Raw genomic sequence first — 19,005 nt, 5'->3', positions numbered from 1 at the left:
ACAGCCATGCACGAGGTGCCGCTCGACAGCTCGCGAGGGGCGGACGGGACAGGGGCGCACGCGGTCACCGTGCCGCGCGCCCTGGCCACCGAGGCCGTGCACGCCGGGCGGGACGATCTGGCCGGTCTTGGCCTGCACGCCCCGCCGATCGACCTCTCCACGACGTACCCCTCCCACGACAGCCGCGCCGAGGCCGCCCGCATCGACGCCTTCGCCGCCGACGGGACCCTCGACGACGGGCCGCCCGTCTACGCCCGGCTCGGCAACCCGACCGTCGCCCGCTTCGAGACCGCGCTCGCCCGGCTCGAAGGCACCGAGAGCGCGGTCGCGTTCGCGAGCGGCATGGCGGCCCTGACCGCGGTGCTTCTCGTACGCGGCGCCGCGGGCCTGCGCCATGTCGTGGCCGTGCGCCCGCTGTACGGCTGTAGCGACCACCTGCTCCACGCGGGCCTGCTCGGCACCGAGGTGACCTGGGCGGACCCGGCCGGCATCGCGGCCGCCATCCGCCCCGACACCGGCCTGGTGATGGTCGAGTCACCGGCCAACCCCACCCTCGCCGAACTCGACCTGGCCGCCGTGGCCCACGCCTGCGGCGAGGTGCCGCTGCTCGCCGACAACACCTTCGCGACGCCCGTACTCCAGCGGCCCGCGGCGAGCGGGGCACGTCTGGTGCTGCACAGCGCCACGAAGTACCTGGGCGGTCACGGCGACGTCCTCGGGGGAGTGGTCGCGTGCGACGAGGAGTTCGCGAGGCAGCTGCGGCAGGTGCGGTTCGCCACCGGCGGGGTGCTGCATCCGCTCGCCGGGTATCTGCTGCTGCGCGGCCTCGCCACGCTGCCCGTCCGGGTGCGGGCGGCGTCGGCGAACGCGGCGGAGCTGGCGCGCCGCCTCGCCGACGACCCGCGCGTGGCCCGCGTCCACTACCCGCGGATCGGCGGCGCCATGGTCGCCTTCGAGGTGCGCGGCGACCCGCACGAGGTGATCGCCGGAGTGCGGCTGATCACCCCGGCGGTGAGCCTCGGCAGCGTCGACTCGCTCATCCAGCATCCGGCGTCCATCAGTCACCGCGTGGTGGACGCGGCGGACCGGCACTCCTCCGGGGTGAGCGACCGGCTGCTGCGCATGTCGTGCGGCCTGGAGGACGTGGAGGACCTGTGGCGCGATCTGGATTGCGCGCTCGGGCCGGTCAGCGGGCCGCCCGCTGGTGCCGCTCCACACGGCCGTCCCGCTCACTGCCTTCCTGCGTACGAGCGTCCCGCTCACGGTCGTACGGCGATGGCGAAGTGACGGCCGGCGCGTCGAGGCGGGCCGTGATCACCAGCGTGCCCTCCTCGATCTGGTAGTCGAGCGGCAGACCGAGCCCGCGCATCGCGGCGACCATGCCCGTGTTGGACGCCTGCGTCACCGCGTACACGCTCCCGCAGCCCGCCTCGACCGCCATCGCCACGAGCCGGTCGAGCAGTTGGCCGCCGATGCCGCGCCGCTGCCACTCGTCCTCGACGAGCAGTGCGATCTCGGTCTCGTCGCCGTCCCAGAGCAGATGGCCGATGCCGACGATCCGGCCGGAGACGGTCCGCACCGCGAGGGTGCGGCCGAACCGCGGGCTGAGCAGGTGGTTGAGGTAACGGTCGGCGTCCCGGACCGGGCCGTGGTAGCGCATGTCGAGGGTGCGCCGCGAGCAGCGGTCGTGCATGGCCTTGGCGGCCTCGACGTCGGAGGTGTCGGCCCGGCGCAGAGTGATGGAGTTGCCCTCGGGCAGCGTCAGCACGTCCTGGGTGCGCGGGACGCGCGGGCCGAGCCGGGTGTCGAGTTCCACCAGGGCACGCGCGCGGGCGAACTCCGTGGGCGTGAACGGCAGGTACGGCCGCTCCACGCTGATCACCTCGCCCTCCGGGCCCTTCAGGTGCAGCACGGTCCCTTCGAGTACGCCGTCGACGGGGACCGGCTGACCGGGCGCCGCCTCGTCCCGGCGCCCCACCGCCCGCGCCCCGGCGGGCAGCGACCGGATCGTGCAGCGGCCCAGCAGCTGGCGCAGCGCGAGCGGCAGTTCGGCGGCGTCGAGGGCGGTGCGGGTGGCCAGGCCCAGGATGCGGGTGGGGGCGTCCACCAGGTCGTGGGCGTCGGCGCGCTCGATCCACGTTCCGGTGCCGCCCGCCCGGGAGACCGACCGGGTGATCTCGGCGGCGGACAGCCCTTCGGGGGCGCGCAGCAGGAACTCGTCGACCGTGCCCTCGGCCAGCGGGTGCGCCTGGAGGCTCAGGATGTCCACCCGCTGTTCGGCGAGGGCCACGCACAGCGCCGCCAGCGAGCCCGGCTCGTCTCGTACGGTCGTACGCATCCGCCACAGTGTCGTCGCCCCGGACGTCGCTCCGGACGGGCCGGCGGGGTGCTCGGCGGGGTGTTCGGCGGAGGAACCGGAAGCGGTGGGCCCGGCCTGCTCCGCGACGGCGGGCGGCCGGGCGCCGGTATCGTGCGCGCGCGGCGGGGCATGGTCGTGGCGCCGCGCCCACCAGAGGTGGAACCCGGCCGTGGCGAGCAGCACCACGGCCGAGATCGCGAGCAGGGCGGGCCCGTCGGGGCCGTGGCCGATCATGTTCGCCACGGCGTCCGCCACCGCGACGGCGGTGAACAGGGCGGCCAGCTCGACCACATCGCGCCGCCAGTGGTGAACCGGGCGGCCGTGCTTGGTCCGTGTCACGTCAGGCATCTCAGCTCTCATACGGACACTGTGGGGGACCGGTGTTGCGTGATCACGAACGCCTTGTGACTGATGGGTTAAGAGGTCATCTGTCCGTTTCGCGCCCTTTCCTGCCTGCTCCTGCCGTCGCCACCCGGCCCCCGGTTGCGTGCGCCACCCGGCCTGGCTACTGCCCCACCCGGCCCGGCCGCAGGACCTGCGTGAACAGGACGCCGCCGCCCTCCTGCCGCAGACGTACGGTGAGGTCGCCGCTGCCCCCGTCGATGTCGACCTCGCCGAAGTACTGCGGGGTCTCGGCCGGGGAGGTGTTCGCGCGGGTCGGGGCCTTGATGAACTTCTGCTCGGGGCCGAACGTCGCGTCGAGCTTCGTCGCCGGGAAACCGCCGGCGGCCAGCGGCCCGGACACGAACTCCCAGAACGGCGCGAAGTCCTTGAACGCGGCACGCGAGGGGTCGTAGTGCTGCGCCGAGGTGTAGTGCACGTCTGCCGTCAGCCACAGCGTGCCGGTGATCTTGCGGTGCTTGATGTGCCGCAGGAGGTCGGCGATCTGGAGTTCGCGGCCGAGCGGGGCGCCGGGGTCGCCCTGGGCCACGGCCTCGAAGTTCACCCTGCCGTCGGGCACGACGAGACCCAGCGGCATGTCCGAAGCGATCACCTTCCACACCGCCCGTGAACGCGACAGCTCACGCTTCAGCCACGCCAGCTGACGGGCGCCGAGGATGCCGGTGGCGTCCTCGGTCTGTCTGTTCGGGGAATTGGCGTTCCGGTACGACCGCATGTCCAGGACGAACACGTCCAGGAGCGGCCCGTGCCGCAGCACCCGGTAGACCCGCCCGTCCTCGTCACCCGGCCGCTGCGTCGAGAGCGGGTAGTACTCGCTGAACGCCCGCAAGGAGCGCCCTGCCAGGACGTCGACGTTCTTCTCCGTGTAGCGGGCGTCGTCCAGGATCTGCCCCGGGTACCAGTTGTTGCGCACCTCGTGGTCGTCCCACTGGACGAGGGACGGCACCTGGGCGTTGAACCGCCGTACGTTCTCATCGAGCAGGTTGTAGCGGAAGGCGCCGCGGAACTCCGCCAGGGACTCGGCGACCTTGGACTTCTCCTCCGTCGTGATGTTCCGCCACACCGAGCCGTCGGGCAGGGTGACGCTCGGCAGGATCGGCCCGTCGGCGTAGATGTTGTCACCGCTGCACAGGAAGAAGTCGGGGTCGCGGCGGCGCATCTCCTCGAAGACACGGAAGCCGCCGCGGTCGGGGTTGATGCCCCAGCCCTGGCCCGCGATATCCCCCGACCACAGGAAGCGCACCCCTTCCTTGCGGCTCTTCGGCGTCGTACGGAACGTGCCGGTGACCGGTTCGCCGGTGCGCCGGGGGTCGTCGGGGTCGGCGAGCAGGACCCGGTAGTGGATCTGTTCGCCCGCGGGCAGCCCGCGCAGCCTCGTCGTCCCCGTGAAGTCCGTGCCGGGGCCGAGCAGCGGCCCGCGCCAGCGCCGCGCGTTGCGGAACGACTCCGTCGCCGACGTCTCCACGATCATCCGGGCCGGCCGGTCGGAGCGCGTCCAGACGAGCCCCGTGTGCGCGGTCACGTCCCCCGCCTGTACGCCCCACCCGGCCTTCGGGCGTCCGGACAGGGCGAACGAGGGCGCCGCCCCGGCCACGGCGGGCACGGCGAGCGCTGCCGGCAGGGCGAGTGATCCGCGCAGCACGCTGCGGCGGCGGGGAGCGGGGCTCGGCTGACGTGATGACATGAATGCGCCTCCAGTTGACGGGTGCGACCAGTGTGCGGGTGCCTGACCAGGGACGCGCCACAGCGACCACGCGAACCACAAGTGAACAACTCACCGCGTGCGCGGGGGAACCGGCGCGCGCGAACCACCTGGCCCCGGCCGAAGGTCGCAGGTCCGCCGACGGACCCCCGGGGGCCGTACGTACCAGGACGTACGACCGATGGCCGGATGATCACGGGCTGCTTAGGCTCGGGCCACGGCACGCAACCGGGCGTGCCGCACCGAAGGGGGACCCCCATGCCTGTCAACGGCCATAGCCACATCCGTATCGCCCGCCCCTCCCGCGACCTGGCCGCCGCGGAGCGGTTCTGGGTCGACGGACTCGGACTGAAGGTGGTGTACCGGGCGGAGGGCGGTGACGCCCCCGGGGAGCACGACCTGCTCATGGCCGGGTGGCCGGACGCCTCCTGGCACCTCGAACTCGTCCACGAGGCCGCGGCCCCGGTCCAGCCGCGCCCCACCGAGGAGGACCTGCTCGTCGTCTACGTGGACGGCGAGGTCCCCGAGGAACTCGTCACGCGCCTCGAGGAGCACGGCGGCAAGCGGGTCCAGTCGCCCAACCCCTACTGGAACGAGTGGGGCGTCACGGTCGAGGACCCCGACGGCTACCGTCTGGTGCTCTGCACGCGCGCGTGGTCCAACGCCTGAACCTCCCGCGCCCCTTGGACGGCCTCGGCGAGCAGCCGGACTCCCTCGGTGATCCGGGCGGGCGTCAGGTGGGCGTACCCGAGGACGAGGCTCACGCCCGCTCCGGCCGGCGTCCCGTAGTCGCTCAGCGGCCGGAGCGCGACCCCGGCCGCGGCGGCCCGCTCCAGGAAGACGTCCTGCGGCCCCCAGCGGGCGGGCAGCCGGGCGATGACGTGCAGGCCTGCCGCGATCCCGGTCACCCGCACACCCGGCAGGCTCGCGCGCAGCGCCGAGACCAGGGCGTCCCTGCGGTCCCGGTAGGCGCGCTGGCAGCGGCGCAACTGCCGGTCGTAGTCGCCCCGTTCGACGAACCGGGCGAGGAGCGCCTGGTCCAGCGCCGGATTGCCCAGGTCCATCACGCGCTTGCGCTCGACGACCTCCTCGGCGAGGCCGTCCGGCACCAGCAGCCACCCCAGACGAAGCCCCGGGGCGAGCGACTTGCTCACCGACCCGGTGTAGGCCACGTGTTCGGGGTCGAGCCCCTGCAAGGCGCCCACAGGGGCACGGTCGTAACGGAAGTCCCCGTCGTAGTCGTCCTCGATGACGAGACCGTCCACCGACCGCGCCCAGTCCAGGAGTTCCGTGCGCCGCCTCGCGGAGTAGCCGATCCCCGAGGGGAACTGGTGGGCGGGCGTGGTGACGACCGCGCGTACGTCCCGCTCCCGCAGCACACTTGTGACCACACCCTCGTCGTCCACCGGTACGCCTACCGGGGTGATCCCCGCGGCGGCGAGCAGCGTCTCGTGCTCGGGGCTGCCGGGGGACTCGACGCCGACCGCCGTCGCCCCCCGCGCACGCAGCGCGAGCGCCAGCAGTGTCATCGCCTGCGCCACTCCGGAGCAGACGATCACGCGCTCGGGATCCGCGACCACGCCCCGGCGCCGCACCAGCAGCTTCGCGAGGACGGTACGCAGGTGGGGCAGCCCGCGGGGGTCGGGGTAGCCCAGCATGTGGTGCGGCAGCTCGGCGAGGACCTGGCGGTGGGCGGCGGCCCAGGCCGCGCGGGGGAAGAGCGAGAGGTCGGGGACGCCGGGGAGGAAGTCCACGCGCGCGTGCCCGGGGCGGGGCGCGCGATCGCGCACCGGGGGCGCCGCGGCCCGTGCCGCCTCGCCCACCCAGGTCCCCGAGCCCCGGTCGCTGCGCAGATAGCCCTCGGCCGTCAGCTGTTCGTACGCCTCGGTGACGAGACCGCGCGAGACGCCGAGGTCGGCGGCGAGCGCGCGGCTGGAGGGCAGCCGCGTGCCGGGTGCGAGGCGGCCCGATCTGACGGCCTCCCGCAGCGCGGAGCGCAGGCCGCGCCCCCGGCTGCGGGCAGGGGCGGAGGCGGCCGGCAGGAGGAGTTCCCAGGCGGCGGTCGCTTGCAGGCCTCGTGACGTCAGAGCGATGCACCCTTTTTTCGCAGTGTTCCCTGAACCGGAAGTGTTCCCTGAACCGGAAGTGGTCCCCGGACCGGAAGTGGTCCCCGGACCGGAAGTGGTCCCCGAACCAGCCACGAAAGTGGACCTTAATGCGGACCGCCCGGCTTCCTAGCGTCGGGGCATGAACGCGAACTCCTCACGCGGGGCGCTGCTCGCGGCCCTCGCCTGCCTCCTCGTCGGCGGCTCCTTCACCGCCAACAGCCTGCTGGGCGACTATCCGTACACCGGTGGCCAGTTCGTCCGCTACGGACTGGCCTTCCTGCTCCTTCTGCCCTGGCTGGGAAGGGGCGGAGCCGTAGCGCTCCGGCGCCTGTCACGGCTCCAGTGGGTGCGCCTCGCGCTCCTGGCCGCCGTGGGAATGGTCGGGTTCAACATGGCCATCCTGGCCGCGGAACGGTCGGCGGAACCTGCCGTACCGGGCGTCTTCGTAGGATGCGCCCCCGTGGTCGTCGCCCTCCTTGTGCCGCTCCTCGAACGCCGGACGCCTCAACGCACCGTCATCCAGGGGGCGCTGTTCGTCGCCGCGGGCGCCTTCGTCGTCCAGGGGTGGGGGCGCACCGACGCGCTGGGGCTCCTCTTCTCCGTCGGCGCGCTCGCCGGGGAGGTCGGCTTCGCGGTGCTCGCCGTACCCGTGGTGCGTCCGCTCGGACCCAGGCTGCTCGCGGCGACCGTGTGCGCGCTCGCCGCGGTCGAGTCGGCCGTCCTCGGTGTCGTCGGGGTCGTCATCGACGGGAGCGAGTTCGTACGGGTGCCCGACCTCACCGAAGGCGCCGCCCTGTTGTGGCAGGCGGTGATCGTCACCGTGGTCGGCTTCGTGCTCTGGTACACCGGGCTCCAGTACATCGGCGCCGAGCGGGCCACGCTCTTCTCGGGCCTCATCCCGGTCGCCGCGGCGGGCACCGCGCCCCTGGTCGGCACGGGCACGTACGGCGCCGCCCAGGCCGTCGGCAGCGCCCTCGTCGGCGCCGGGGTGGCCGTGGGGTCCGGGGTGCTGCGCCGGCGCCCGTCAGCGGCAGGTGTCGAGGATGACGCGGGCGACCAGGGCCGGGTCGTCGTTCATCGGGACGTGGCCGCAGCCGGGGAGCCGCACGAGCCGGGCGCCGGGGATGGTGTGCTTGGCGCGTATCCCCTGGCGGCGCAGGAGGAGCCGGTCCCGGGTGCCCCAGGCGACGGTGACCGGCAGATCCGGCACATCGTCACGGAAGAGGACGTCGCGCCCGGCCGTCAGCGTCGCGACGAAGCCCGCGGCATGGCGCAGCGCGAGCGTCTCGGCGACGACCGCCTCCGGTGAGCGGCGCCATGGGCGGGCGTAGATGGTGCTGGTGAGCGCCGTGCGCCCGGCCGCGCTGCCGGACAGCCGCTCGATCACCGGCGGCGGCAGCAGGCGCGCCCCCCGGCGCATCGCGAGCAGCGTGCCGAACGCGTACCTGCGCTCGGCGGCCGTCCAGAACCCGGCGGGCGAGAGCGCGGTGACGGAGCGCACGCGCTTCTCGCGGCCCAGCTCGAGGGCGAGCAGCCCGCCCAGGGAGTTGCCCGCCACGTGCGGGCGCTCGATCTCCAGGGCGTCACACATCGCGGCGAGCGCCGGGACGATCGTCGGCAGGCCGTACGCGAGGCCGTCCGGCAGCGCGGGTGACTCACCGAAGCCCGGCAGGTCCACCGCGATCACGTCGTGCTCGGCGGCCAGGATCTGAAGGACGGGGTCCCAGGCCTGCCGGTGGTGGCCTATGCCGTGCAGCAGGAGCAACGGCTCGCCCGCGCCCAGACGTTCGTAGGCGATGCTCACGGTGCGCGGTCCGCTGGGCGACGCGACGCCGAAGGACACCTCTGCGGCCATGACTGCTCCTGTCCCCGCCGCCGGACGACGGATCCTCAGATGCGTTAGACACGTTGTCAGCAACAATTACCGCTCGGTAGGCCCCACTTCAAGAGGCAGGCCGCTCGTCCTTGTCGGGGACCTGCCGGGAACTTGCCGGGGGAGCTGCCGGGAACCTGCCGCGGACGTGCCGGAGGCCGCCGGGGCAGCGGCCGGTGTGCCGAGCGCCGCACCGTTTCCTTCTGGACAGCGGATGCCCCGTGAGCTGGGATGGAGGGGTGGCTACCGACAGCGTGACCGACCTCTTCGAAGAGCACCGCCCCGTCCTGATGGGTGTCGCCTACCGCATGCTCGGCCGGGTGGCCGACGCGGAGGACGTCGTCCAGGAAGCCTGGCTCCGTTGGTCCGCCGCCGACCACGGCCAAGTGCGCGAACCGCGCGCCTACTTGGTGCGCGTCACCACCCGCCTCGCCATCGACCGGCTGCGCCACGTGCAGTCCCGGCGCGAGGCGTACGTAGGTCCGTGGCTCCCCGAGCCCTACGTGACCGACTACGGCCCGACCGTCCCCGACACCGCCGAGCGTGCCGTGCTCGCGGACTCCGTCTCCCTGGCGGTCCTCGTCGTCCTCGAATCCCTCTCGCCCCTGGAGCGCGCGGTCTTCGTGCTGCGGGAGGCGTTCGGGTTCCCGTTCGCCGAGATCGCGCTGACGCTGGACCGCAGCGAGGCCGCGGTGCGCCAGCTCGCCGGGCGGGCCCGCAAGCACGTCGAGGCGGGCCGCCCCCGCTATGAGGTGGACCCGGCTGAGCGCCGCGATCTGACCGAGCGGTTCCTCGCGGCGGCGGCCGAAGGCGACCTCGCCGGACTGATGTCGCTGCTCGCCCCGGACGTCCGCCTGGTCGGCGACAGCGGCGGCAAGGCGAAGGCCCCGCTGCGTGTCATCGAGACCGCGGACAAGGTGGGCCGCTTCCTGCACGGCGTCGCGGGCAAGGGCGCCGCCGGGGCCGAGATGGAATTCCGCTTCACCGAACTCAACGGAGCGGAGTCCCTGCTCATCCTCGTGGACGGCAAGCTCGACAGTGTCTTCCAGGTCGACGTCGTCGACGGCCGCATCCAGAGCATCTTCATCATCCGTAATCCGGACAAGCTCGTGGCCCTCGGGCGGTAGCGCCGCGACGAAAAGACGGCCGAAACCGCACAATTCCGCAGAAAGAAACCCCCACCGGCCGGTGGGGGTTTCTTTCTGCGGAATTTCGGTGCGCCTTCACGCGCGCGTGGCCGATTACGCCTGCTTGGCCGCGTGCGAACAGCGCGTGAATGCTCTGTGGCATCACTCCTGTGCGGGCTGTAACGGATCGAGGATTGGTCTTGACCAAGGGTGGGCGCAGGCCTATGGTCGCAGGGATAGTGCAGGAACCTTTAATAAACAAGGGCGCTAAAAAGCCGCCGGTGAACGGCGATTGCGGAGGACAGGGTGGGGACCACGCAGCTCGAAACGGTGCCGGAGCCGAAGTACTGGCATCTGAAGACCGTGCTCAGTGAGGCGCTCGACTCCGAGTTCGCCGTCGGGGAGATCCTGCCCAACGAGCGCGAACTGGCCGCCCGCTTCGGCGTCGCCCGCGCCACCCTGCGCCAAGCACTCGAACAGCTCGAACTGGAAGGCCGGCTCCAGCGCCGCCGCGGGGTCGGTACGACGGTGGCCCCGCCGCGGATGGGCGTGGCCGTCGGTTCCGCGCACGGCACGTGGCCGGGCGCGGTGGGCGATGCCTGGCAGCCCGCGGACTGCGCCCCGGCGCTCCCGCCCGCGAGCGTCGCCCGCATCCTGGAGATCCACCCCGACGAGCAGGTCCACACCGTGCGCCGCACCCGCGTCTCGCAGGGCCAGCCCGTCGCCACCGAACTGCTGTACGTCCCGATGTCGTCCGTCGCCGAACTGACCGGCATGGATGCCCCCTCCGGTGCCGCACGCGCGCGGGTGGTCCTGCGCGAGCTGGCGCGGCAGGACCTGGAAGGGCAGGACAGGGCCGTCGAGCTGGGCTCGGCCCGTGCGGACGACGCCAAGGCGCTGGACCGGCTCCCGGGAGCCCCCGTCCTCGTCGTGACGACCCGCTTCTTCGCCGAGGGCCACACGGCCGCCGTCTCCGTGGCCACCTATCGCGCGGACACCTGCCGGCTCACCTTCGGCGACTCCGGCGGCGTGGAGATCCACCACGGTCCCGAGCGTCAGGCTTCCTGACCCCCCCTCCGGAAGCCGCCGTGCGCAGACTTCCGGAACAGACACGCGAACGTGCCCGGCCCACGACGTGCCGGGCGCGTTTCTGTGCGCTGTGCGCTGCGTCCGCCGCCTGGCGCGCACTAGCGCCCCGCGCCCCTCACCGACGGGCGGTGACGGTGCCCTCCACGGCGAACAGCTGCTCCTCGACGTGGTCGAGCGCCAGCCGCAGCGCTCCCGTCGCCACCGCCGCCTCGCCGAGCGCCGAGAGCGCGACGCGGGGCGGGCGCAGGCAGTAGCGCGCCAGCTCCCGGTGGAGCGGCTCCAGTACGCCGTCCAGTCCCGCCGCCCAGCCGCCCACGACGACCAGCTCCGGATCGAGGGCGAGCACCAGCGCCGCCACATCGTGCACCAGGCGCTGGATGAAACGGTCCACCGCCGCCCGCGCCCGCTCGTCGCCCTCCCGCGCGTGCGCGAAGACCTCGGCGACCGCCTGCTCGTCCAGGGGGTGCAGCGGCTCGCCCGTGGTGGAGAGCAGCGTCTCCGGAGTGACCTCACGGCCCAGCAGGTGCAGCGCCCCGATCTCACCCGCCGCGCCGCCGAAGCCGCGGTGCAGCCGGCCGCCGATCAGTGACCCGGCGCCCGGGCTCAGCCCCGCGAGGACGAACACCACGTCGTCGGTGTCGGTCGCCGCGCCCTTCCAGTGCTCGGCCACGGCCGCCGCGTTGGCGTCGTTCTCCACGAGCACCGGGCACTTGAAGGAGCGGCGCAGCCGCTCGCCCAGCTGGAGCCCCGTCCACTCGGGCAGCGCCGTGCTCAGCCGTACCGTGCCGTCCGCCTCCAGGATGCCCGGGCTGCCCACCCCGACCGCGCGCAGCGAGCTGCGGGCCACCCCCGCGCGGCGCAGCAGTTCGGCGACCGTGGTGCGCAGGCGTTCGAGCCGTTCGTCCGCCGGGGCCTCCTCGCCGACGTCCTTGGACGCCGTCCCGAGCACCGTGCCGTCCAGGTCCGAGAGGACGGCCGCCACCCGGTGCGGGCCGACCTCCAGCCCCAGCAGATGCCCCGCCTCCGCCCGGAAGCGGAACTTCCGGGCGGGCCGCCCCTGACGCCGGGCGCCGGTGTCCTCGGGCGCGGACTCCACCACGAGCCCGGCCTCGATGAGCCCCTCGACGACCCCCTCGACGGTGGGCCGGGAGAGCCCGGTCACTCGGGTGATCTCCGTGAGGGTCGCCAAGTCCGTGGCGCGCAGCGCGTGCAGCACCACCGCGGAGTTGATCCGCCGCAACAGAGAGGGGTCCCCGCCGGTCAGCTGCCCCAACGTCCTTCCTCCCAGCTCGTGCGCGTGATGGCCGGATCGTACTCGTAGGACGGGGCAGCGGCGAGGGCCGGGCCCGCATTCACCCTGCGTACAGCCGTCATCCGGGCGAGACGGGACCGGATCCGCGAGCGGGTCCGCCCGGCTGCGGCCGGTCACGGTGACCGGTTCCGGCCAGCGTAGATCACGGCGCTCGCGGAACGCGCCGGGTCGCCGCCCGATTCGCGCTGTGTCCACGGCGCATGACCGGTTGTCAGTGGTGCCCGCTTTACTGGACGTCATGAGTACCGCACAGCATCTCGCCGTGATCGACCTGCTGCGCTCGCGGGAGTTCCCCGCCGAGCACGGCAGGTCGGAGTGCGGCTCCGAGGGTCCCGGGTACCACATCGCCGAGTTACTGACGAGCGACACCTTCTGGGAGGACGACGGCACGCGCCGAGACCTCACCGAGGAGCAGTACGAGGCCGAGCGCGACGGCCTGACGGTCCTGCTCGCCGAGCGCTGGGGGCCGCCCCAGAGGTTCAGCCTGGCAAGCCTCTTCGAGCGCACCATGGACGCGGTCCTGGGAGCCGAGGGCGAGGAGGAGGCCGAGGAGATACCGGAGCCGTGGGCCCAGCTCAGCTCGTCCGTGCCGGACCTGCACCTGTGGCACGTCGACGGCCGCTGGATAGCCCTCGGCGTCGCCCAGTGGGACAAGGAGCTGCCCTTCCAACTCCTCGCCCTGGTCACCGGGATCGACCCGCCCTAAGTCGCGGACGGGAGCTTTCCGCCCCCTTCGAAGAAGCCGCCACCTGCGAAGAAGCGGTCCACATCCGCCTCCGTCACCTGCTCCAGCGCGGCGGGCGACCAGCGCGGCCTGCGGTCCTTGTCGACGACCTGTGCCCTGATGCCCTCGGGAAGATCCGGCGAGCCGAGCGCGGCACACGACACGCGGTACTCCTGGTCGAGGACGGCCTCCAGGGAGGGCAGTTCACGCGCCCGGCGCAGCGCGGCGAGCGTGACCTTCAGGGACGTCGGGGACTTCGTCAGGATCGTCTCGGCCGTCTCCTTCGCGTGCCGGTCACCGCAGGCGTGCAGCCGGTCCACGATCTCCTCGACGGTGCCGGCCGCGTAGCAGTGGTCGATCCACTCGCGGTGCGCGGCGAGTTCACCCTCGGGCGCCGGACGCGCGTACCGCCGTACGGCGTCCGAGGCCTCGGTGTCGGCGAGGGTCGCGGTGAACTCCGCCAGGCACTCCGAGGGCACGTAGTGGTCGGCGAGGCCGCACAGCAGCGCGTCGGCCGCGCCCACCGCGGTGCCGGTCAGCGCGAGGTGCGTGCCGAGCAGGCCCGGGGCGCGCGTCAGCAGATAGGTGCCGCCCACATCGGGCACGAAGCCGATGCCGGTCTCCGGCATCGCGACCCGGGAGCGTTCGGTGACCACCCGCACGCCGCCGTGCGCCGACACGCCCACGCCGCCGCCCATCACGATGCCGTCCATGACGGCGACGTACGGCTTCGGGAAGCGGGCGATGCGGGCGTTGAGGCGGTACTCGTCGTACCAGAACGCGGCCGACGCGGCCCCGCCGCCCGCCCTGACGTCGTCGTGGATGGAGCGGATGTCACCGCCCGCGCACAGCCCGCGCTCCCCGGCGCCCGTGAGGACGACCGTCGCCACCGACTCGTCGTCCTGCCAGGCGCTCAGGGCGTCGCCCACCATCCGGACCATGGCGTGGTTGAGGGCGTTGAGGGCACGCGGCCGGTTGAGGACGATGTGCCCGGCACGGCCCTCGCGGCGGAGCAGGACGGGAGCGTCGTCGGGGGTGGCGTTCATGGTGCGGGTGGCTCCGTTCACTTGGGGCGCGGTGCGAAGGAGACCGTAACCCCCGGGTCAGGCCGGGGGCGCGTGGGGGCCGCTGCCCTGGAACGCGTCCAGGATCCGTTCGGCGGCCGAGGTGGCCGTCAACGTCCCCTCCCGCACGCGCTGTTCCAGCCCGGGCGCCACCCGCTGGACGTCCGCGTGGCCCAGGAGCCTGCCGAGCAGTTCGTCCCGCACCATCGCCCACGTCCAGTCGACCTGCTGGTCGCGGCGCTTGGCCGCGAGGCGACCGGTGGAGTCGAGGAGCGTGCGGTGCTGCTCGATGCGCTCCCAGAGCGTGTCGAGGCCGCTGGACTCCCGGGCGCTGCAGGTGAGCACCGGAGGGGTCCACGCGGCGTCGGCGGGGTGCATCAGGCGCAGCGCGCCCGCCAGTTCGCGCGCGGCCGAGCGGGCGTCCCGCTCGTGCGGGCCGTCCGCCTTGTTCACGGCGATCACGTCCGCAAGCTCCAGGACGCCCTTCTTGATGCCCTGGAGCTGGTCGCCCGTGCGGGCGAGGGTCAGCAGGAGGAACGTGTCGACCATGTTCGCGACCGTCGTCTCCGACTGCCCGACGCCCACGGTCTCCACGAGCACCACGTCGTACCCCGCCGCCTCCATCACCACGATCGACTCCCGGGTCGCCTTGGCGACCCCGCCGAGCGTCCCGGCGGACGGAGACGGCCGTACGAACGCGGCGGGATCCAGCGAGAGCCGCTCCATCCGGGTCTTGTCGCCCAGGATGGAGCCGCCCGTGCGCGTCGAGGACGGGTCGACGGCGAGGACGGCGACCCGGTGGCCGAGCGAGGTGAGCATCGTGCCGAGCGCGTCGATGAACGTGGACTTGCCCACGCCCGGCACCCCGCTGATGCCCACCCGCCGCGCCCGCCCGCTGTGCGGAAGCAGCTCGGTCAGCAACTGCTGCGCCAGGGCGCGGTGCTGCGGCCGGGTGGACTCGACGAGGGTGATGGCGCGCGCCACATACGCGCGCTTCCCGTCGAGAACGCCCTTCACATACGTGTCGATGTCGATCGTCACAGGCATGGGTCGGCGCTCACCGGCTCACAGGTCGTGGCCGAGATCGGCCGCCAGCCGGTTCACCAGGTCGTAGGCCGCGTCCGGGATCACCGTGCCCGGCGGGAACACGGCCGTGGCGCCCGCGTCGTGCAGCGCCTCGACGTCCTGCGGCGGAATCACCCCGCCCACGACGATCATGATGTCCTCGCGGCCCTCCGCGGCCAGCTCCTCGCGCAGCGCCGGTACGAGGGTCAGGTGACCGGCGGCGAGCGAGGAGACGCCCACGATGTGCACATCCGCCTCGACGGCCTGGCGGGCGACCTCCGCAGGGGTCTGGAAGAGCGGACCGACGTCGACGTCGAAGCCCAGGTCGGCGAAGGCGCTCGCGATCACCTTCTGGCCGCGGTCGTGCCCGTCCTGGCCCATCTTGGCGACCAGGATGCGCGGGCGGCGTCCCTCGGCCTCGTCGAACTTGTCCACCAGCGCGCGCGTGCGCTCCACGGACGGGGACTGGCCTGCTTCGGTGCGGTACACACCGGAGATCGTACGGATCTGGCCCGCGTGCCGCCCGTACACGCTCTCCAACGCGTCGGAGATCTCACCGACCGTCGCCTTCGCGCGTGCCGCGTCGACCGCGAGCGCGAGCAGATTGCCCTCGAGGCCCTGGCCCGGGCCGCGCTCGGCCGCCGCGGTGAGCGCGCGCAGCGCGTCCTGGCAGGCCGCGTCGTCGCGCTCCTCGCGCAGGCGCCGCAGCTTGTCGATCTGCTGGGCACGCACCGAGGAGTTGTCGACGGCGCGGACGTCGATGTGCTCGTCGGTGTCCACCCGGTACTTGTTGACGCCGATCACGGGCTGACGGCCCGAGTCGATGCGGGCCTGCGTGCGCGCGGCGGCCTCCTCCACGCGCAGCTTCGGGATGCCGGCGTCGATGGCCTGCGCCATGCCGCCCGCCGCCTCGACCTCCTCGATGTGCTGCCAGGCACGGCGGGCCAGGTCGTACGTCAGCTTCTCGACGTACGCACTGCCGCCCCACGGGTCGATCGTGCGCGTGGTCCCCGACTCCTGCTGGATGAGCAGCTGGGTGTTGCGGGCGATGCGGGCGGAGAAGTCGGTCGGCAGGGCGAGCGCCTCGTCGAGGGCGTTCGTGTGCAGGGACTGGGTGTGGCCCTGTGTCGCGGCCATCGCCTCGACGCACGTACGCGTGACGTTGTTGAACACGTCCTGCGCGGTCAGCGACCAGCCCGACGTCTGCGAATGGGTGCGCAAGGAGAGCGACTTGGCGTTCTTCGGATCGAACTGCTTGACCAGCTTCGCCCACAGCAGGCGCGCCGCGCGGAGCTTGGCGACCTCCATGAAGAAGTTCATGCCGATCGCCCAGAAGAACGAGAGCCGGGGCGCGAACGCGTCGACGTCCAGACCCGCCTCCTGCCCGGCCCGCAGATACTCCACACCGTCGGCCAGCGTGTACGCCAGCTCCAGGTCGGCGGTGGCCCCCGCCTCCTGGATGTGATAGCCGGAAATGGAGATGGAGTTGTAGCGCGGCATCTTCTGCGAGGTGTACGCGAAGATGTCGGAGATGATCCGCATCGAGGGCTTCGGCGGATAGATGTAGGTGTTGCGGACCATGAACTCTTTGAGAATGTCGTTCTGAATGGTCCCGGCCAACTTCTCCGGCGGCACGCCCTGTTCCTCGGCCGCCACGATGTACAGCGCGAGTACGGGCAGCACGGCGCCGTTCATCGTCATCGACACCGTCATCTTGTCCAGCGGAATGCCGTCGAAGAGCTGACGCATGTCATAGATGGAGTCGATCGCCACGCCCGCCATGCCGACATCGCCGGTGACGCGCGGATGGTCGCTGTCGTAACCGCGGTGCGTCGGCAGGTCGAAGGCGACCGAGAGGCCCTTCTGACCGGCCGCGAGATTGCGCCGGTAGAAGGCGTTGGACTCCTCGGCGGTGGAGAAACCCGCGTACTGCCGGATCGTCCAGGGCTGGTTCACGTACATCGTCGGATAGGGCCCGCGCAGATACGGGGCGACACCGGGATAGGTGTCCAGGAAGTCCAGGCCTTCCAGGTCGGCGCCCGTGTACAGCGGCTTGACCGCGATGCCCTCGGGCGTCTCCCACAGCAGATCGCTCTCGGACCTGCCCGTGGACTCCTTCACCGCGGTGCGCCACTGCTCGTACGAGCCCTCCGCTTCCGCGCCGGGACCGAGATCGACGGAGGAGAAATCGGGGATGCGCATTACGCCACTCCCATACGGTCGAGGGTGGAGGAGAGCACGGCCACGGCGTCGCAACCGGCGAAGACGTAGGCGTCGACGCCGTCGTACTCGCCGCGACCCGCGAGGAACACCTGGTCCGCGCCCGCCTCCTTGAGCGCCCGGGCGACCGCCTCGGCCTGCTCGGCGTAGAGGGCGTCACTGGAGCACAGGCACGCAACGGAGGCGCCGCTGGCCTTGAAGGCGTCGGCGGCCGTCGCCGCGTGGACGGTGGCCGGTTCGTGCACGGCCTCGATGCCGCCCGCCTGGAAGAGGTTCGAGGCGAAGGTGGCACGCGCCGTGTGCGCGGCGGCGGGGCCGAGCGCGGCGAGGAAGACCTTGGGGCGGGCGCCGCTCGACGCCAGGTGCGCGTCCGAGCGGGCACGCAGCTCTTCGTACGCCTCGTCGCGGCGCACCCGCGGCAGCCCCCCGCCCGGCACGGCCGGTGCGGCCTCGCGCTCCACGGGGCGCTCCGCCAGATGGGGGAACTCGCTGACGCCGGTGATCGGTTCGCGGCGCCGGGCGAGCTTCGTGCTGCGCTCGGCCCAGGTGGCGGCGAGCCGCTCGCCGACCATCCCGGAGCGCAGGGCGGCGGCCTGGCCACCGGCCCGCTCGATCTCCTGGAAGAACTCCCAGCCCGCGTGGGCGAGTTCGTCGGTGAGCCGCTCCACGTACCAGGAGCCGCCCGCCGGGTCGATCACCCGGGCCAGGTGGGACTCCTCGATCAGGATCGTGGAGGTGTTGCGGGCGATGCGGCGCGCGAACGCGTCCGGCAGACCCAGCGAGTGATCGAACGGCAGTACGGTGACGGCGTCGGCGCCGCCGACACCCGCGCCGAGACACGCCACCGTCGTGCGCAGCATGTTCACCCACGGGTCGCGGCGGGTCATCATCACCGGCGACGTGACGGCGTGCTGCCGCTGCGCGCCCGCGCCGGGCGCCCCGCACACCTCGGCCACGCGTGCCCAGAGGCGGCGTGCCGCACGGAGTTTGGCGATGGTCAGGAACTGGTCGGCGGTCGCCGCGTAACGGAACTCCAGCTGCGCGCAGGCCCCTTCGACCGTCAGGCCGGCCGCGGTCAGCTCCCGCAGATAGGCGACGCCCGTGGCGAGGGAGGCGCCGAGCTCCTGTGCGGCCGAGCCGCCCGCCTCGTGGTACGGCAGCGCGTCCACGGCGAGGGCCCGCAGCCCCGGATACTCCCGGTCGCACAGCCGGGCCAGCTCGACGGCCTCCGCCGGGTCCAACGCCTCGCCGGAACGGGCCTCGTGGCCGAGCACGTCCGCACCCAGCGTGCCGCGCGCGGACTCCTTCGGGACGCCCGCGGTCTCGTACAGACGGAGCAACGCGCCCGCCGCGGGACCGAATTCGGCGCCCGCGTCGAGCGCGATCGGGGCGAGGTCCAGATAGACGCCGTCCAGCGTCCGCGCGAGACCGGAGACCGGTACGCCGTTCGCGCCCACGCCCAGCCACAGCGAGGTGACGCCGTTCTCCAGGTCCCCCAGTACGGCTTCGTTCGTACGGGAGGGGTCGGTGCTCGCGTGCCGCTGCCGTACGTCCCAGCCCGCGGCGGCGCTGCCGCCGGGAGTGCCGCCCCGTACGAAGGGGGCGAAGCCGGGGTGGCCGACAGCGGGCGCGGCGTCGCGCGCGGTGTACAGGGGGCGGGTGGTGAGCCCGTCCTCGAGAGCGGTGGACAGAGCATCCTCGGCGGCCGTGCCCGATACGTCCTTACCCGACTTGCGCAGCACGCCTTCCACAAGGCGGTGCCACTGCTCATGGGTCGCATCAGGGAACTCGGCGGCCAGGGAAAGCCCGTCGTCAGGCAGGACCGTCATGCCCTGATGCTAGGGCGCAACCCCTGGCACACGGTGTCATCAGGGCCTGTGACCTTGCCCTCTTCTCGTCGCTCTTGATCTCGAACGGGCGGACGGCTAGGACGCGCCCCGGGCCCGGGAGGGTCACCCAC

Annotated in this window: 14 protein-coding genes and 1 pseudogene; 6 read left to right on the top strand and 9 right to left on the bottom strand. The window is 72.8% G+C overall.

The genetic code is table 11. From position 1 onward, the window contains the following. Positions 1-6 precede the first annotated feature (6 nt). Positions 7-1,287, top strand: a complete 1,281-nt coding sequence (locus DMA15_RS01675; protein WP_125517182.1) for a PLP-dependent transferase — start codon at positions 7-9, stop codon at positions 1,285-1,287. Here DMA15_RS01675 and DMA15_RS01670 read toward each other — a convergent pair. Together DMA15_RS01670 and DMA15_RS01665 are read right to left on the bottom strand one after the other, a co-directional pair. Then, positions 1,187-2,719: a GNAT family N-acetyltransferase gene (locus tag DMA15_RS01670; RefSeq protein ID WP_206302616.1), complete on the bottom strand. Its 1,533-nt coding sequence runs from the start codon at positions 2,717-2,719 to the stop codon at positions 1,187-1,189. The two genes, DMA15_RS01675 and DMA15_RS01670, sit on opposite strands and share 101 nt — an antisense overlap. A 145-nt stretch (positions 2,720-2,864) precedes the next feature. Next, positions 2,865-4,445 (bottom strand): alkaline phosphatase D family protein, encoded by a 1,581-nt coding sequence (locus tag DMA15_RS01665; RefSeq protein WP_125510880.1) that lies wholly within the window; start codon positions 4,443-4,445, stop codon positions 2,865-2,867. A gap of 276 nt (positions 4,446-4,721) precedes the next feature. Here DMA15_RS01665 and DMA15_RS01660 point away from each other — a divergent pair, with 276 nt between their 5' ends. Then, entirely contained in the window at positions 4,722-5,132 is a 411-nt protein-coding gene (locus DMA15_RS01660) for a VOC family protein (RefSeq protein WP_125510879.1), read from the top strand. On the opposite strand, the gene DMA15_RS01655 is transcribed toward DMA15_RS01660, so the two are convergent. After that, complete coding sequence (locus DMA15_RS01655; RefSeq protein ID WP_125517178.1) at positions 5,090-6,556, bottom strand: PLP-dependent aminotransferase family protein; 1,467 nt, start codon at positions 6,554-6,556, stop codon at positions 5,090-5,092. The genes DMA15_RS01660 and DMA15_RS01655 overlap by 43 nt on opposite strands. 154 nt (positions 6,557-6,710) lie before the next feature. Between DMA15_RS01655 and DMA15_RS37230 the strand changes: the two are divergent. Then, positions 6,711-7,556, top strand: a pseudogene (locus DMA15_RS37230) (EamA family transporter); the annotation flags it as partial. 39 nt (positions 7,557-7,595) lie between these two features. On the opposite strand, the gene DMA15_RS01645 reads toward DMA15_RS37230, so the two are convergent. Beyond that, positions 7,596-8,426 (bottom strand): alpha/beta fold hydrolase, encoded by an 831-nt coding sequence (locus DMA15_RS01645; protein ID WP_125510877.1) that lies wholly within the window; start codon positions 8,424-8,426, stop codon positions 7,596-7,598. 257 nt (positions 8,427-8,683) lie between these two features. Between DMA15_RS01645 and DMA15_RS01640 the strand changes: the two genes are divergently transcribed. Then, a complete protein-coding gene (locus tag DMA15_RS01640; protein WP_125510876.1) occupies positions 8,684-9,571 on the top strand; it encodes an RNA polymerase sigma-70 factor in 888 nt (295 codons plus the stop codon). A 306-nt stretch (positions 9,572-9,877) separates the two neighbouring features. Continuing rightward, positions 9,878-10,639 (top strand): GntR family transcriptional regulator, encoded by a 762-nt coding sequence (locus DMA15_RS01635; RefSeq protein WP_125510875.1) that lies wholly within the window; start codon positions 9,878-9,880, stop codon positions 10,637-10,639. A 136-nt stretch (positions 10,640-10,775) separates the two neighbouring features. Here the strand turns inward: DMA15_RS01635 and DMA15_RS01630 are convergent, their stop codons facing one another. Next, positions 10,776-11,933 carry an ROK family transcriptional regulator gene (locus DMA15_RS01630; protein WP_125510874.1) on the bottom strand — a complete coding sequence of 386 codons (1,158 nt, stop codon included), beginning with the start codon at positions 11,931-11,933 and terminating at the stop codon, positions 10,776-10,778. A 277-nt stretch (positions 11,934-12,210) separates the two neighbouring features. Between DMA15_RS01630 and DMA15_RS01625 the strand changes: the two genes are divergently transcribed. Continuing rightward, positions 12,211-12,678: a hypothetical protein gene (locus DMA15_RS01625; protein WP_125510873.1), complete on the top strand. Its 468-nt coding sequence runs from the start codon at positions 12,211-12,213 to the stop codon at positions 12,676-12,678. On the opposite strand, the gene DMA15_RS01620 is transcribed toward DMA15_RS01625, so the two are convergent. Genes DMA15_RS01620 through mutA form a run of 4 tightly spaced genes read right to left on the bottom strand, consistent with a single transcriptional unit; the run spans position 12,675 to position 18,874 of the window. Beyond that, the gene (locus DMA15_RS01620; protein ID WP_125510872.1) at positions 12,675-13,742 is read right to left on the bottom strand and encodes an enoyl-CoA hydratase/isomerase family protein; all 1,068 of its coding nucleotides are present in this window, start codon (positions 13,740-13,742) and stop codon (positions 12,675-12,677) included. The genes DMA15_RS01625 and DMA15_RS01620 overlap by 4 nt on opposite strands. Before the next feature lie 57 nt (positions 13,743-13,799). Next, positions 13,800-14,807, bottom strand: coding sequence for a methylmalonyl Co-A mutase-associated GTPase MeaB (meaB, locus tag DMA15_RS01615; protein WP_125510871.1), 1,008 nt, complete (start codon positions 14,805-14,807; stop codon positions 13,800-13,802). A gap of 18 nt (positions 14,808-14,825) precedes the next feature. Then, positions 14,826-17,027 (bottom strand): methylmalonyl-CoA mutase, encoded by a 2,202-nt coding sequence (gene scpA / locus DMA15_RS01610; protein ID WP_125510870.1) that lies wholly within the window; start codon positions 17,025-17,027, stop codon positions 14,826-14,828. Then, positions 17,027-18,874, bottom strand: coding sequence for a methylmalonyl-CoA mutase small subunit (gene mutA, locus DMA15_RS01605; protein ID WP_125510869.1), 1,848 nt, complete (start codon positions 18,872-18,874; stop codon positions 17,027-17,029). The genes scpA and mutA overlap by 1 nt, the downstream gene beginning before the upstream one ends. Positions 18,875-19,005 lie beyond the last annotated feature (131 nt).

Source organism: Streptomyces sp. WAC 01529 (genome assembly GCF_003945545.1).
Lineage (GTDB): Bacteria > Actinomycetota > Actinomycetes > Streptomycetales > Streptomycetaceae > Streptomyces > Streptomyces anatolicus.
Note: the sequence above shows the minus strand (reverse complement) of the source record. Positions and strands in the feature narration are given on the sequence as shown.

Coding starts and splice junctions, on each gene's coding strand:
- DMA15_RS01675 (WP_125517182.1), top strand. CDS start 7: ATGCACGAGGTGCCGCTCGACAGCTCGCGAGGGGCGGACGGGACAGGG.
- DMA15_RS01670 (WP_206302616.1), bottom strand. CDS start 2,719: ATGAGAGCTGAGATGCCTGACGTGACACGGACCAAGCACGGCCGCCCG.
- DMA15_RS01665 (WP_125510880.1), bottom strand. CDS start 4,445: ATGTCATCACGTCAGCCGAGCCCCGCTCCCCGCCGCCGCAGCGTGCTG.
- DMA15_RS01660 (WP_125510879.1), top strand. CDS start 4,722: ATGCCTGTCAACGGCCATAGCCACATCCGTATCGCCCGCCCCTCCCGC.
- DMA15_RS01645 (WP_125510877.1), bottom strand. CDS start 8,426: ATGGCCGCAGAGGTGTCCTTCGGCGTCGCGTCGCCCAGCGGACCGCGC.
- DMA15_RS01625 (WP_125510873.1), top strand. CDS start 12,211: ATGAGTACCGCACAGCATCTCGCCGTGATCGACCTGCTGCGCTCGCGG.
- DMA15_RS01620 (WP_125510872.1), bottom strand. CDS start 13,742: ATGAACGCCACCCCCGACGACGCTCCCGTCCTGCTCCGCCGCGAGGGC.
- meaB (WP_125510871.1), bottom strand. CDS start 14,807: ATGCCTGTGACGATCGACATCGACACGTATGTGAAGGGCGTTCTCGAC.
- scpA (WP_125510870.1), bottom strand. CDS start 17,027: ATGCGCATCCCCGATTTCTCCTCCGTCGATCTCGGTCCCGGCGCGGAA.
- mutA (WP_125510869.1), bottom strand. CDS start 18,874: ATGACGGTCCTGCCTGACGACGGGCTTTCCCTGGCCGCCGAGTTCCCT.